Genomic DNA, 14,042 nt, shown 5'->3' with positions numbered 1-14,042 from the left:
GGTTTTGCGGCCGCTGGACGCCTGATCGCAGGCAAGCCAGTGCACCCAGGCTCGAGAGAACTTGCTGATTATTCCTGTATATACAGCGAAAATCCCTACAAGGGTCTTCCTATACTGCTCGCCCCCTTCGCCTTGCCGGGCGCTCTACTCCGGCACACGGGCCGGCCCACGAGGCCAGCCTGGCAAGCCAACATCACGCCTATCGGCATGGTCGGTGCTGCACGAAGGTCAAATCCAATAACAAAATGAGGTTGTATTGCTATGCCAGTCGGCAACCACTCTGCCCACGGCCAGGCCACTGAAGGCGGCCCGCTCAAGCGCGAACTGGGCGAACGGCACATCCGCCTGATGGCGCTGGGCGCCTGTATCGGTGTCGGTCTTTTCCTCGGTTCGGCCAAGGCTATCGAAATGGCCGGCCCAGCCATCATGTTCTCCTACATCATCGGCGGCCTGGCCATCCTGGTGATCATGCGCGCCCTGGGTGAAATGGCCGTGCACAACCCTGTCGCCGGCTCCTTCAGCCGTTATGCACAGGACTACCTCGGCCCGTTGGCGGGCTTCCTCACCGGTTGGAACTACTGGTTCCTGTGGTTGGTGACCTGCGTTGCCGAAATCACCGCGGTGGCCATCTACATGGGCATCTGGTTCCCCGACGTACCACGCTGGATCTGGGCCCTGGCGGCGCTAGGCAGCATGGGCGCGGTCAACCTGGTGGCGGTGAAGGCCTTCGGTGAATTCGAGTTCTGGTTCGCCCTGATCAAGATCGTCACCATCATTGCCATGGTCATCGGCGGCATTGGCGTCATCGCCTTCGGTTTCGGCAACGACGGTGTGGCCGTCGGTATCTCCAATCTGTGGAGCAATGGCGGCTTCATGCCCAATGGCGTGACTGGCGTGCTGATGTCGTTGCAGATGGTGATGTTCGCCTACCTGGGCGTGGAAATGATCGGCTTGACCGCTGGTGAAGCACGCAACCCGCAAAAGACCATTCCGCAGGCCATCGGCTCGGTGTTCTGGCGCATCCTGCTGTTCTACGTCGGTGCGTTGTTCGTGATCCTGTCGATCTACCCATGGAACGAAATCGGCAGCCAAGGCAGCCCGTTCGTCATGACCTTCGAGCGCCTCGGGATCAAGACCGCTGCCGGCATCATCAACTTCGTGGTCATCACTGCGGCGCTGTCGTCGTGCAACGGCGGTATCTTCAGTACCGGGCGCATGCTCTACAGCCTGGCGCAGAATGGCCAGGCCCCGGCGGCCTTCGCCCGTACGTCGAAGAATGGCGTGCCACGTAATGCCCTGCTGCTGTCGATCGGCGCGTTGCTGCTGGGCGTGCTGGCCAACTACCTGGTGCCGGAAAAGGTCTTCGTCTGGGTGACTTCGATCGCCACCTTCGGTGCGATCTGGACCTGGGTGATGATCCTGCTGGCACAGCTGAAGTTCCGTGCTGGCCTGACTACCGCCGAACGCAAGGCGCTGAAGTACCGCATGTGGCTGTGGCCGCTGAGCTCGTACCTGGCACTGGCCTTCCTGGTGCTGGTGGTCGGCTTGATGGCCTACTTCGAGGATACCCGTGTGGCCCTGTACATCGGCCCGGCGTTCCTGGTGCTGCTGACGGTGTTGTATTACGCGTTCCGTCTGGCACCCAAAGAAGTACAAGGTGTAGCGAGTACCGCTTCCTGATTTGAAGTAGCTGGGGCCGCAAAGCGGCCCCATGGCCCTATCAGGCCGCCACTTCGCTGTGTGGCTCAAAGCTGTCCGCCCGCGCCAGTTGCCACATCCGCGAATAGAACTGCCCATTCACCTCGCCGGTCAGCAACTCACCTGGTTTCAAGAACACATGCATCTGCGAGAACAGCTTGATTTCGGTAGCCGAGATGCGCCGAACCAGGTGCTTGGCTTCCAATTGCGCCGGATGCTCCAGGCCTGCCGCCGCGAGCATTTCAGCCAAGGCACGCAAGGTATTGTGGTGGAAGTTCAGCACCCGCTGCGCCTTGTCCGGCACCACCAGGGCGCGCTGGCGCAGCGGGTCTTGCGTGGCCACGCCGGTCGGGCATTTGTTGGTGTGGCAGCTTTGCGACTGAATGCAGCCAATGGCGAACATGAAGCCACGTGCCGAGTTGGCCCAGTCGGCGCCAATGGCCAGCACGCTGGCGATGTCGAAGGCGCTGACGATCTTGCCGCTGGCACCCAGTTTGATTTTGTCACGCAGGTTCAGGCCGACCAGGGTGTTGTGCACGAACAGCAGGCCTTCACGCAGCGGCACGCCGATATGGTCGGTGAACTCCACGGGCGCCGCGCCGGTGCCACCTTCCTTGCCATCGACGACGATGAAGTCGGGCAGAATGCCGGTTTCCAGCATGGCCTTGGCAATGCCCATGAACTCCCACGGGTGGCCCAGGCAGAACTTGAAGCCCACTGGCTTGCCGCCGGACAGTTCACGCAGTTGGGCGATGAACTGCATCATCTCGATCGGGGTGGAGAACGCGCTGTGGCGTGACGGCGAAATGCAGTCCTCACCCATCAGCACGCCACGGGTTTCGGCAATTTCCTGGGTGACCTTGTGTTTGGGCAGGATGCCGCCGTGGCCGGGTTTGGCGCCCTGGCTCATCTTGATTTCGATCATGCGCACCTGTGGGGTGCGTGCCTGGGCTGCGAAGCGCTCGGGGTCGAAGCGCCCGTCCGGGGTGCGGCAGCCGAAGTAGCCGCTGCCCAGCTCCCACACCAGGTCGCCACCGTGCTCGCGGTGGTACGGGCTGATGCTGCCCTCGCCGGTGTCATGGTGGAAATTGCCCAGCTTGGCGCCTTGGTTGAGCGCGCGGATGGCATTGGCGCTGAGCGAGCCGAAGCTCATGGCCGAAATATTGAAGATCGACGCTGAATACGGCTGGCTGCACTGTGGCCCGCCGACGATGACGCGGAAGCTGGCCGGGTCGGCCAACGGCGCCGGGCGCATGGAGTGGCCGATGAACTCGAAGCCGGACTCATAGACGTCGATCAGCGTGCCGAACGGTTTGTCCGAGGCTTCGTTTTTAGCCCGGGCATACACCAGCGAACGCTGGGCGCGCGAGAACGGCAGGGCGTCGCTGTCGGACTCCAACAGGTACTGACGGATTTCCGGGCGAATGGCCTCGACCAGATAGCGGATGTTGCCCAGGATCGGATAGTTGCGACGTACCGCATGGCGCTGCTGCAGCAGGTCGAACACGCCGATCAAGCTGAGGATGCCGGTGGTCAGGGTGAACGGCCACAACCATTCATGGTGGGTGAAAGGCAGGCTCGCCAGGGTGAACAACACACAGGCGGCGAAGAAGGCATAGCGACTGAGAAGTGACAGGCTCATACAGGGTCCTTGCGATGGCGCGGTCAGGCTCAGGGCCTGGGGGCAAACCCCGACCATAGCCAAGTTGTCAGGCGCTGCAAATTAAAATCGGGGTAGCGAAAATCATTCGCGCAAGGTCCCTGGTCTGGCACTTACCTCTTTGGGCGTGTTTCGCGCAGCAGTATCTGCCGCCAGTTGTCCTGCTCTTGTGCGGGTGCGTCGACCAGAAATGAACAACGCCCGGTTACCTGAACCGCCACCGGTACCCCGTCGCGATACAGCAGGCGGTTACCACTCACCGCTGGCACTTTCGCTCCGGGCAGCAGCGAGCCGACAAGGTTCAGCGGGTCGCCGGCACTGATTACCTGCAGCGCTGCGTCTGGTTCACGTCGCCTGACCTGCCGCAGCAACCCCACCGCCTCCGGCAGGGCGAACTGTTCACCAGCCAGCCCGGCAATGAAGCGCCCGCCACGGACCTCGCCCCGCGCCTCCAGCCGGTGATAGCAGCGCAGCAGCTCACGCCACGGCGGCAGTACATCACTCTCGCGCTCCAGCAGCCGCCAGCAGATAACGCCATAGCGGTGCAGCAGGGTGCGGGCAATGTGCTCCAGGCGCTGTTCGTGATCCGGTGGTGTCTCGCTGCGGCGCAGCAGTGCCCAACGCCCGGCATGCGCCATGCTGCTGGAAAGCGGCGGATGTCCACGGCGGCCGTTGCGTGACCTGCGCTTGGCCGCAGGCGTGATCAGGCTGCGCAGGCCGGTGAAACTGTCCGCACCGACCAGGCCTGACCCCACCAACTCTTGCAGCGCAGTTTCCAGCTCGCTGGGCAGCAGGCGTGCCTCCTGCGCCAGTTCATCGAAGAACAGCGCACCCTGGCTTTTCAGTGTTTCGTGTACACGTTGCGCGCGCAGGCCGAGGGTATCGACTGCAGGCACGGGCGCCAGACTGCGCCAGGTATTCAGTTGGTCGCGCGGCAGCAGTACCAATGGCGTACTGGCCAGCGTGCTGCTTGCTACCGTTGCCGCCAACCTGCTCCAGGCAAACTGCCCGCTGCGGCAGGCATCGTCGAGCCAATGCGGGCTGTAGCCGTCGATGCGCGCTGGCAGCAGCTCCGCCTCCCAGGCGCCGGCGGCGCAGGGGAACCCCTGCAACTGGCCCAGCACTTGGGCCACCGCCTGCGGGCCACGCAGGCGCTCGTCAGGCGCCAGGTGCTGCCAGTCGAACAGAAAACGCATGAAGTCCTGCAGGCTGACCGGTTCGATCTCGCGACGCAGGCGTTTGACCGTGTAGCGGTGGATGCGCGCCAGCAAATGGCGCTCGCACCATTGCAGGTCAGTTGCGCCGGGGCTGAAATACCCGCGCAGCACGTAGCCTTCAGCTTCCAGGCGGGCCAACGCGTGCTCGATATCGATTGCCGATTTGCCCAATGGCGCAGCGATCTGTGCCTGGGTCTGCGGGCCATGGCCGCTCAGGCGGGCGCGCAGCAGCTCGCTCAGTGCACTGTCCGGGTCGATGGGCTGATCAAAGCCAGCGAGCAGTTCGAGCGCTGGCTCCAGGTGTGCTGCCGGGTACAGTGCCAGCAGCAGGTTCAGCCGCTCGCGGGCCAGCCAGAGGTTGTCATCGGCTAGGCGCAAGGCGCGCCCGGCCTTGGCCAGTTGCCTTAGCAGCAGGTCCCAGCTGGGGTTGGCCGCGACCTCGGCTTGGCTGATGGCGCCCAGGCTCATCAACGCTTCGTGCATTTCATCGCTATTGCCCGGCTGTGGCCAGGCCTCGGCCGCTACGGCAGCAATGGCATCCGCGTCCAGCGCGCCCAGGTCATCGCCACTGTGTACATCGTTCCAGCGCCGGTTGAGCACCGCCTGGGTGCGGCGTTCTTCCAGGGGGGCATCGTCCAGAAAAGCATACGGCCGCGCGTTGAGAATGGCTGAAGCGAGGGGCGAAGGGGCGGGCAGGTCGCAGCACAGCAAGCGCACTTCGCCGCTTTCCATGCGCCGTAACAAGGCTAGCCAGCCTTCGCTGTCCATCGCCTCGTGCAGGCAGTCGTCGAGGGTTTGCTCGACCAGCGGGTGGTCGGGAATCTGCCGCTCGCCGGGGATGTTTTCCAGGCAGGCGATCTGGTCGGGGAACACCGCGGCAACCAGGTCTTCACTCTTCATTCGCTGGATCTGTGGTGCCACTTTGCGCCCGCCCACGAAGCGTGGCAGGGCCATGGCGACACCCGCGTTCCAGCGCCAGCGCACGCCAAACAGCGGCGCGTCCAGCAGGGCCTGGATGAGGATAGGCTCGGCGCTGCGGCTATTGAGGTAGCGCCACACTTCGTCCAGTTCGAAGCTGTGGCTGGTGGACAGCGACAGCACGATGGCGTCTTCGCTGGCGGCTGCCTGCAGCTCGAAGTTGAAGGTGCGGCAAAAGCGCTTGCGCAGGGCCAGGCCCCAGGCGCGGTTGATGCGGCTGCCGTATGGTGAATGGATGATCAGTTGGGTCCCGCCGGACTCATCGAAAAAACGCTCCATTACCAGGGTGTCCTGCGAGGGCAGGGCGCCAAGCACTTCGCGGGTGCGGGCCAGGTAGTCGAGCAACTGCCCGGCGCTGTCCTCGCCCAGTTCGAAGGTAGCCTGCAACCATGTCAGTACCTCGGCCATGTCGCTGCCGGCCTGTGCCAGTCGCTGGTCGATCCGCGCCTGCAGGCGGGCCACGGCGGCAGACAGCTCGTCACTGCGCCCCGGCGCTTCGCCCAGCCAGAACGGAATGGTAGGTGGCAGGCCATGGGCATCCTCCACTCTTACCCGACCCGGTTCGACGCGCAGAATGCGGTAGGAGGCATTGCCCAGCTGAAAGATATCGCCGGCAATGCTCTCCACGGCAAAGTCTTCATTGACGCTGCCGATGTTCAGCGCCTGCGGTTCCAGCAACACGGTGTAGTCGGCGTTGTCGGGGATAGTGCCGCCGCTGGTCAGCGCCGTCAGCTGGCTGCCACGCCGGCCACGCAAGGTACCGCTGACCGCATCGCGGTGCAGGTAGGCGCTGCGTACTCCCAGGCGGCCGTTGTAGCCTTCGGCGAGCATGCGTAGCAGGGCTTGATAGTGGTCCTGGTCAAGCTCGGCATAAGGCGTGGCCTGACGCAGGCAATCCAGCAGTGCCTGTTCGTGCCAGGCCTGGTTGCTGGCTTCGGCGACGATCTGCTGGGCCAGCACATCCAGCGGTGCACGGGGGATGTGCAGTTCGTCCAGGTCGCCCTGGCGCACGCTGTCGAGCAGGGCAACGCATTCGATCAAGTCATCGCGAGAGGTGGGGAACAAGCGCCCCTTGGGCACACCATCGACCTGGTGGCCGGCGCGGCCAACCCGTTGCAGGAGGGCGGCAATCGAGCCCGGCGAGGCGATCTGGCAGACCAGGTCGACATCGCCGATATCAATGCCCAGCTCCAGCGATGCGGTCGCGACCAGCACCTGAAGCTGGCCGCGCTTGAGCCGCTGCTCCGCATCCAGGCGCAGTTCTTTGGACAAGCTACCATGGTGCGCGGCAACCGCTTCTTTGCCCAACCGGTCGCTGAGGTGGCGGGTGATGCGCTCTGCCAGGCGCCGGGTATTGACAAATACCAGTGTGGTGCGATGTTCACGGGCAAGGGTGGCCAGGCGGTCGTAGACCAGGCCCCAGACATCGGTGGCCATCACCGCACCCAGCGGTACCGGCGGCACTTCGATGGCCAGGTCGCGCTTGCGCGCATGGCCGACATCGACAATGGCGCAGGGGCGCCCGCTACCGACCAGAAACTGCGCCACCCGTTCTACCGGGCGTTGCGTGGCGGACAGGCCGATACGCCGCAGTGGCTGGCGGCACAAGGCCTGCAGGCGCTCCAGGGTAAGTGCCAGGTGGGCGCCGCGTTTGTTGCCAGCCAGGGCGTGGATTTCGTCGACGATTACCGTGTGCACGTTGGCCAGGCCTTCGCGGCCAGACGCCGAGCCCATCAACACGTAAAGCGATTCGGGGGTGGTCACCAGGATGTGCGGGGCCAGCTTGCGCATGGCGGCGCGTTCCTTCTGCGGCGTGTCGCCGGTGCGCACCGCCGTGGTGATGCGTGGCGCGTTCAGGCCTTGCTCCGCGAGGGCCTGGCTGATGCCTTCGAGCGGGGCCTGCAGGTTCAGGCGAATGTCATTGGACAGGGCTTTGAGCGGTGATACGTAGACGACTTGGGTCTGTGCTGGCAGTTCGCCCTGGTGCTCCAGGCCTTGGCGGAACAGTTCGTCCAGCACGGCCAGGAAGGCACTTAGCGTCTTGCCCGAGCCGGTCGGTGCAGCCAGCAGCGTCGATTGGCCCGCATGAATCAGCGGCCAAGCCTGTGCCTGGGCATCGGTGACCGTGGCGAAATGGCGACGAAACCAGGTGCATACGGCAGGGTGGAACAGCTCGAGCACCGGGTGGTATTTGGCGGGCAGGTTCATCTGTTGGTTATGGCGGGTGTGTGGCGGGTTGGCAAGGGGCCGTTCGTCTGCCAGGCCAGCAAGAACCTGTGTTGCGAAGCGGCCGGTACAGGAATGACTGGCCTTGTCAGGCCAAGGGCCCCATGGGATCCTCCCCGGCCATAGTTTCCAGCGAGCCCACCCCATGCCCAACACCATCCGCATCGCCGCCGCCCTGCTGATCGACCCTCTGGGCCGTACCCTGCTGGTACGCAAGCGTGGCACCGAGGCCTTCATGCAGCCCGGTGGCAAGATCGATGCCGGTGAAACGCCGGTGCAGGCTCTGGTGCGCGAGTTGCACGAGGAACTGGGCCTGCACATCGACCCGGCCCAGGTCGTGCACCTGGGCCAGTTCAGCGCGCCAGCCGCCAACGAGCCAGGTTTTGAAGTGCAGGCCGAACTGTTCCGTGTCGACAGCGCCGCAGCCGTGGTTCCGGCTGCAGAAATCGAGGAGGTGGTGTGGCTGGCCGCCGATCAGGCGCCCGTCATGCCCCTGGCGCCCCTGACCCGCGACCTGATCCTGCCGCTGTACCGTCAGGTACTCAACGCACCGCGCTGACGCCATCGAGGGTGGCGAACGAGGTGTCCTTGGCCGTCAGCAAGAAGTCGCGCATGTACGGCGCATCGAGCATGTCGGTGCGCACGGCGGCATAAAGCGTGGCAAACAGGCCTTTTTCGCCCAGGCGCTTGCCCTTCACATAGCCGCGCGAACTGTACTCGTGCAGCGCCCAATGCGGCATGCCGCACACCCCACGGCCGCTGGCCACCAGCTGCATCATCATTACCGTCAGCTCCGAGGTACGCACGGCGGCTGGCTCGATATCGGCCGGTTCCAGGAAGCGGGTGAAGATGTCCAGGCGGTCGCGTTCCACCGGGTAGGTGATCAACGTCTGGTCGAGCAGATCTTGCGGCACCATGTATGGCTTGCTCGCCAGCGGGTGCTGGTTGGCCACCGCCAGCATCGCCTCGTAGGTGAACAGCGGCACATAAGTGATGCCTGCCAGGTCCACCGGGTCGGAGGTCACCACCAGGTCAAGATCGCCGCGCGCTAGGGCCGGCAACGGGGCAAAGGCGAAACCGGAGGCCAGGTCCAGCTCCACTTCCGGCCAAGCATCGCGGAACTGGTCGATGGTCGGCATCAGCCACTGGAAGCAGCTGTGGCATTCGATGGCCATGTGCAGGCGCCCGGCAGTGCCACCGGCCAGCCGCGCGATGTCACGCTCGGCGCCGCGCAGCAGCGGCAGGGTGGCATCGGCCAGTTGCAGCAGGCGCAGCCCGGCGCTGGTGAAGCGAATCGGCTTGGTCTTGCGTACGAAAATGGGCAGGCCCAGGCGCTCTTCCAGCTCCTTGAACTGGTGCGACAGTGCCGACTGGGTCAGGTGCAGGCGCTCGGCGGCCTCCACCAGGCTGTCGGCTTCGCGCAGGGCATGAAGGGTTTTCAGGTGACGGATCTCCAGCACAGCTGACTCCGGGGTGTGGATTTGAGGAAACAGGGAATGAGTTGAGTTTCTCTCATGTTGCTGCGCCTGTCGACTGGGCGATCGGCCGCACCGTCTGGCGGGCGTCATGAAACTGTCACCGAACTGTGGCAGCGCGCCCGAACAGAATTCATCAGACTCGCGCTTTACTGGGGATCTGCATTCTGGTGTTTCTTTCATGCGGGCTTTTTGGCTTTTTCTTTTCTTCCTGTTCAGCGTACCTGCGAGTTTCGCCGAACAGCGTTGTGATGCACATGTAGCGGTGCAGCGTGCCGAACTGGGCGCGGTCAGCCTGGTGTACCAGAGCGTCGGTTCACCGCGTGATCCGGCCTTGCTGCTGGTCATGGGCCTGGGCGGGCAGTTGATTCATTGGCCGGACGATGTGGTCGAGGCATTGTGCCGCCAGGGCTTTCGGGTGATTCGCTATGACAACCGCGATGTCGGCCTGTCACGCTGGAACCAGATGCCACCTTCGGCCAACCTGACGGTCGAGTTGTTGCGCTACAAGCTGGGCTTGCCGGTGGCGGCGCCCTACACGCTGACGGATATGGCAGATGACGGCCTGCGCCTGATGGACGCCTTGGGTGTGCACCAGTTTCATGTACTGGGCGTGAGCATGGGCGGCATGATTGCCCAGCACCTGGCGGCGATGGCGCCCGAGCGTGTGCGCAGCCTGACGTTGGTCATGTCCAGTTCAGGGGCGGCGGGGCTGCCGGCACCGGATCCGGCGCTGGTGCAACTGCTGGCCCGGCGCAGCGCGCCGAACCGCGAGGTGGCCATCGAGCAGCAGGCCGACCTGCTGGCGGCCCTGGGCAGCCCCGAGGTACGGGATGACCGCGCGGTGTTGCTGCACCAGGCTGCCGTGGCTTACGACCGGGCGTTCAATCCTGACGGGGCCAAGCGCCAGATCATGGCGATTCTGGCCGAGCCGAGTCGCGTCGAGTTGCTCAACCAGCTGCGGGTGCCGACCCTGGTGGTACACGGCACAGCCGACCCGTTATTGCCGGTGATGCACGGCGTACACCTGGCGGCGCATATCCAGGGCAGCCAGTTGCGCCTGATACCGGGCTTGGCGCACCGCTTCCAGGAACCCTTCAAGGCGCCGCTGCTGGGGGCGGTGTTGCCCTACCTGCAGGCGCACCGGCAGGATGTCACGCACATCGCCGGGTTGTGAACCAAAGGTAGGTTGCAGGCTCAGTGCAGCCGCACCCACACGGTCACCAGCACGGTAGCGGCCATCAGCCAGGCCACCGTGGCCAACGCCAGCGATGCTTCCAGGCGTAGGCGATCGACCAGCACATACAGGGTCGCCAGGTACACGAAGTACGGAATGATCGACCACATGCCAAAGGCAATGGTGGTCTTCAGGTCGGCAATGCTGCGCCCCTTGCCGACGATGTAATGGGCGATCAGGGCGAAGGTGGGGAACAGCGGCACCAGCCCGGCGATGTAGTAGTTGCGCGTTTTCGACAGCACCGCCAGCAGTAGCACCACACCAGCGCCCAGGGCAGCTTTGAATACCAGGTCCACGTTGTCTTTCCAGTTTGGGTTGAACTCAGCCGAGGCCGTATTTTTTCACTTTGTCGAATAGCGTGGTCTTGGCCATGCCCAGCTCTTGGCTGGCCTGGCTCAGGTTGCCGCCGGTGCGTTGCAGCGCATCGCTGAGCAGGTTGCGTTCGAATGCTTCCACCGCCTCGGCAAAGCCCAGGCCTTGGCTGGCACCACCACTGGGGCCTTTCTTGAACGCTGGCAGGCCGAGGGCGTAGCGTTCGGCCACGTTGCGCAACTCGCGCACGTTGCCCGGCCAGTCATGGGCCATCAGACGCGATAGTGTCTGGCTGTCCAGTGTCGGTGTTTCCCGGTCGAAGCGCAGGGCCGACTGCTGCAGGAAGTGTTCGAACAATTGCAGGATGTCCTCACGGCGTTCACGCAGCGGAGGCAGTTCGAGGGTTACCACGTTCAGCCGGTAGTACAGGTCGCTGCGGAACTGGCCACTCTGGCCCAGGGTATCGAGGTCGGCTTTGGTCGCCGCGATCACCCGGCAGTCCACCGGGATGCTCTGGTTCGAGCCCAGTCGCTCCAGGGTGCGCTCCTGCAGCACGCGCAGCAGCTTGATCTGCAGGTTGATCGGCATGCTTTCCACTTCATCGAGGAACAGCGTACCGCCATTGGCATGTTCGATCTTGCCGATGCGGCGTTTGCCGGCACCGGTGAAGGCGTTGGCCTCGTGGCCGAAAATCTCGCTTTCGAACAGGTTTTCCGGCAGGCCGCCACAGTTCAGCGCCACGAACGGCTGACCCTGGCGGCGGCTGAAGTCGTGCAGGCAACGCGCGACCAGCTCTTTGCCGGTGCCGGTTTCACCTTCGATCAGTACGTTGGCTGAAGTATCGGCAACGTTGGCGATCAATTCGCGCAAGTGCTCCATGGCCGGCGAGCGGCCAATGATGCGCCCCTCCAGGCTGCTCTGTTCGGCCAGTTGGCGGCGCAGGGCCACTACTTCGCGCGACAGCCCACGTTGCTCCAATGCGCGGCGCACCACGTCGACCAGCCGCTCGGGGGAGAACGGTTTTTCCATGAAGTCGTAGGCACCGTTGCGCATGGCGCCGACGGCCATGTCGATATCGCCATGGCCGGTAATCAGCACCACCGGCAGGCTGCGGTCACGGGCCTTGAGGCGATTGAGCAACTCCAGGCCATCGATGCCCGGCAGGCGGATATCGCTGACGACAATGCCGGCGAAATCGTCGCCGATGCGCTCCAGTGCCTGTTCGGCGCTGCCCACGCCTTCGCAGGCGATGTCCTCGAGGGCCAGTGCCTGTTGGCAGCCGAGCAGCACATGCGGGTCGTCTTCGACGATCAGGACGGTAAGTGGCGCTTGGTTCATGGATGCTCTGCCGATTCGCTAGGGGGAGAAACCAGGGGCAGGGCCAGGACGAAGGCCGTGCCGCCGGTGGCGGGGTGCTCGACGTTCAGGCTGCCCTTGGCGGCGGCGGCAAGGCTCGCCGACAGGGTCAGGCCCAGGCCCAGGCCATGTTCGCCCGGTTTGGTGGTGAAGAAAGGTTCGAACAGGTGCTTGCGCGCCTCGGCGTCGATACCGTGGCCGTTGTCGCGCACCTGCAAACGGTACTTGTCGCCTTGCAGCTCGCCTTCGAGCCACAGCTCGGGGAGCGGTTGCGCGGCCATGGCATCGAGGGCGTTGCCGATCAGGTTGACCAGAATCTGCTCCAGGCGAGTTTGGTCGATGGCCAGTTGCTGGTCCTCGAACTGGTGGTGCAGTTGCAGGTGGCAGGCGCTGATGCGGTTGGCCAGCACCTGCAAGGTAGCCTCCACCGCCTTGGCCAGTGAAGCCTGGCCGCTGTCGTCGCCGCGCCGGGCGAACGAGCGCAGGCTGGCGGTGATGCGGCCCATGCGGTCGATCAGGTCGTTCATGGTGCGCAGGTTGGCACTGGCGGTTTCCAGCGCCCCGCGTTCGAGGAAGCGCACGGTATTGCCAGACAAGGTGCGCAGCGCCGCCAGTGGCTGATTCAGCTCGTGGGCAATGCTGGTGGACATTTGCCCGATGGCGGCCAGTTTGCCTGCCTGCACCAGCTCATCCTGGGCGTGGCGCAAGGTCTGCTCGGCATGCCGGCGCTCGCGAATCTGCCCTTTCAGGCGTTCGTTGCTGGCGCGCAGGTCGGCGGTGCGCTCGGCAATTCGCCGCTCCAGTTGGCTGTTGGCTTCTTCCAGCGCCTCGCGGGCTGCCAGGCGGGTGGCGATCACTTTGCGCCGCTCGTTCCAGGCGATGCCGAGGATCGCCAGCAAGGCGAAGGCCACGCCCACCAGTATGCCCTGCACCATGGACTCGCGACGCAGGTCTTGCAGCGGGGTCAGCAGGGTGAAATGCCAGGGCGTGTCGGCCAGCCGCCGGGTCTGTGCCAGGTAGGCGACTTCGTGCGGCTTGCCCTGGGCGGTTTCGCTATTGGCCGGGAAGGTCAGTTTTTCCACGCCATCGGCCAGGGTTTCCCGGGCCAGTGGCTGCAACTCGTTCAGCGGCCACCAGTAGTACTGCAGGCTGCGCGCCAGCCGTTCCTTGATTTGCGGGGTCAGCGGGCGCACCGATTTCAAGCGCCGGGCTGGGTCGCTGGAGAGGATGATGATGCCGTTCTCGTCGCTGACGAACGCCTCCAGGCGGGCACGTTGCCAGCGTTCTTCGAGGGTGTCCAGGCGCACCTTGATCACTGCCACGCCAATGATCTTGCCGTGTTCTTCCAGGCCATGGGCCAGATAGTAGCCGGCTTCACCAGTGGTACTGCCAATGCCGTAGAAGCGCCCTGGCTCGCCGCGCACAGCGGTCTGGAAGTAGGCGCGGAATGACAGGTCTTCACCCAGGAACGAGTCGGCATCACGCCAGTTGCTGGTCGCCTGTACCCGGCCGTTGGTGTCGAGGACGAAGATGGCCCGGCTGCGGCTGCGCCGGTTCAGGCCCTCAAGGTATTCGTTGACCGTCTGGCGCGAGCCGCCATCCGGGTCGGTGAGCAGGTGCGAGACACTGTCTTCCAGCTCCAGCAGGCTCGGCAGGTAGGTGTACTTGCTGATCTCGCTTTCGACCGTGCGCGCGTGCAGCTCCAATTGGCGTTCGCCGTTTTCGCTGAGCGTGCGGATGCCGTTGTTTTCGCTTATCAGGTAGCCGGCCAGGCCCAGGCCGACCATCAGCAGGATGATCAGGGGCGGCAACAGCAATTGACGAATCAGGCGGGAATTCACGGCAGGCTTGGCAGGGAGCAGTAGCGAGGGGTCGCATTTCAT

General features: G+C 64.3%; 9 protein-coding genes. 3 read left to right on the top strand and 6 right to left on the bottom strand.

What is annotated here, in order from left to right; translation table 11 throughout:
- The first annotated feature begins 261 nt into the window (after positions 1–261).
- Positions 262–1,680, top strand: coding sequence for an amino acid permease (locus tag APH42_RS11725; RefSeq protein WP_012273908.1), 1,419 nt, complete (start codon positions 262–264; stop codon positions 1,678–1,680).
- A gap of 40 nt (positions 1,681–1,720) precedes the next feature.
- Here the strand turns inward: APH42_RS11725 and APH42_RS11720 are convergent, their stop codons facing one another.
- Both APH42_RS11720 and APH42_RS11715 read right to left on the bottom strand, forming a co-directional pair.
- A complete protein-coding gene (locus tag APH42_RS11720) occupies positions 1,721–3,340 on the bottom strand; it encodes an FMN-binding glutamate synthase family protein (protein ID WP_060493338.1) in 1,620 nt (539 codons plus the stop codon).
- Positions 3,341–3,471: 131 nt separating this feature from the next.
- Positions 3,472–7,761 (bottom strand): DEAD/DEAH box helicase, encoded by a 4,290-nt coding sequence (locus APH42_RS11715; RefSeq protein ID WP_060493337.1) that lies wholly within the window; start codon positions 7,759–7,761, stop codon positions 3,472–3,474.
- Between the two features lie 163 nt (positions 7,762–7,924).
- Here APH42_RS11715 and APH42_RS11710 point away from each other — a divergent pair, with 163 nt between their 5' ends.
- On the top strand, positions 7,925–8,338 hold the full coding sequence (locus APH42_RS11710) for an NUDIX domain-containing protein (RefSeq protein WP_012273905.1): 414 nt from the start codon (positions 7,925–7,927) through the stop codon (positions 8,336–8,338).
- Here APH42_RS11710 and metR read toward each other — a convergent pair.
- Complete coding sequence (metR, locus tag APH42_RS11705; RefSeq protein WP_012273904.1) at positions 8,322–9,239, bottom strand: transcriptional regulator MetR; 918 nt, start codon at positions 9,237–9,239, stop codon at positions 8,322–8,324. The genes APH42_RS11710 and metR overlap by 17 nt on opposite strands.
- A 196-nt stretch (positions 9,240–9,435) precedes the next feature.
- Here metR and APH42_RS11700 point away from each other — a divergent pair, with 196 nt between their 5' ends.
- Positions 9,436–10,431 carry an alpha/beta fold hydrolase gene (locus APH42_RS11700; protein WP_012273903.1) on the top strand — a complete coding sequence of 332 codons (996 nt, stop codon included), beginning with the start codon at positions 9,436–9,438 and terminating at the stop codon, positions 10,429–10,431.
- A gap of 20 nt (positions 10,432–10,451) precedes the next feature.
- Here APH42_RS11700 and APH42_RS11695 read toward each other — a convergent pair whose 3' ends face one another.
- From APH42_RS11695 to APH42_RS11685, 3 genes are read right to left on the bottom strand one after another with little or no spacing between them, the layout of a single operon-like run.
- Positions 10,452–10,787 carry a GlpM family protein gene (locus tag APH42_RS11695; protein ID WP_012273902.1) on the bottom strand — a complete coding sequence of 112 codons (336 nt, stop codon included), beginning with the start codon at positions 10,785–10,787 and terminating at the stop codon, positions 10,452–10,454.
- Between the two features lie 25 nt (positions 10,788–10,812).
- Positions 10,813–12,141, bottom strand: a complete 1,329-nt coding sequence (locus APH42_RS11690) for a sigma-54 dependent transcriptional regulator (protein WP_012273901.1) — start codon at positions 12,139–12,141, stop codon at positions 10,813–10,815.
- Entirely contained in the window at positions 12,138–14,042 is a 1,905-nt protein-coding gene (locus APH42_RS11685) for an ATP-binding protein (protein ID WP_012273900.1), read from the bottom strand. Before APH42_RS11685 ends, APH42_RS11690 begins: the two co-directional genes overlap by 4 nt.

This window comes from Pseudomonas sp. NBRC 111140, from assembly GCF_001320885.1.
Classification (GTDB): Bacteria; Pseudomonadota; Gammaproteobacteria; order Pseudomonadales; family Pseudomonadaceae; genus Aquipseudomonas; species Aquipseudomonas putida_P.
Note: the sequence above shows the minus strand (reverse complement) of the source record. Positions and strands in the feature narration are given on the sequence as shown.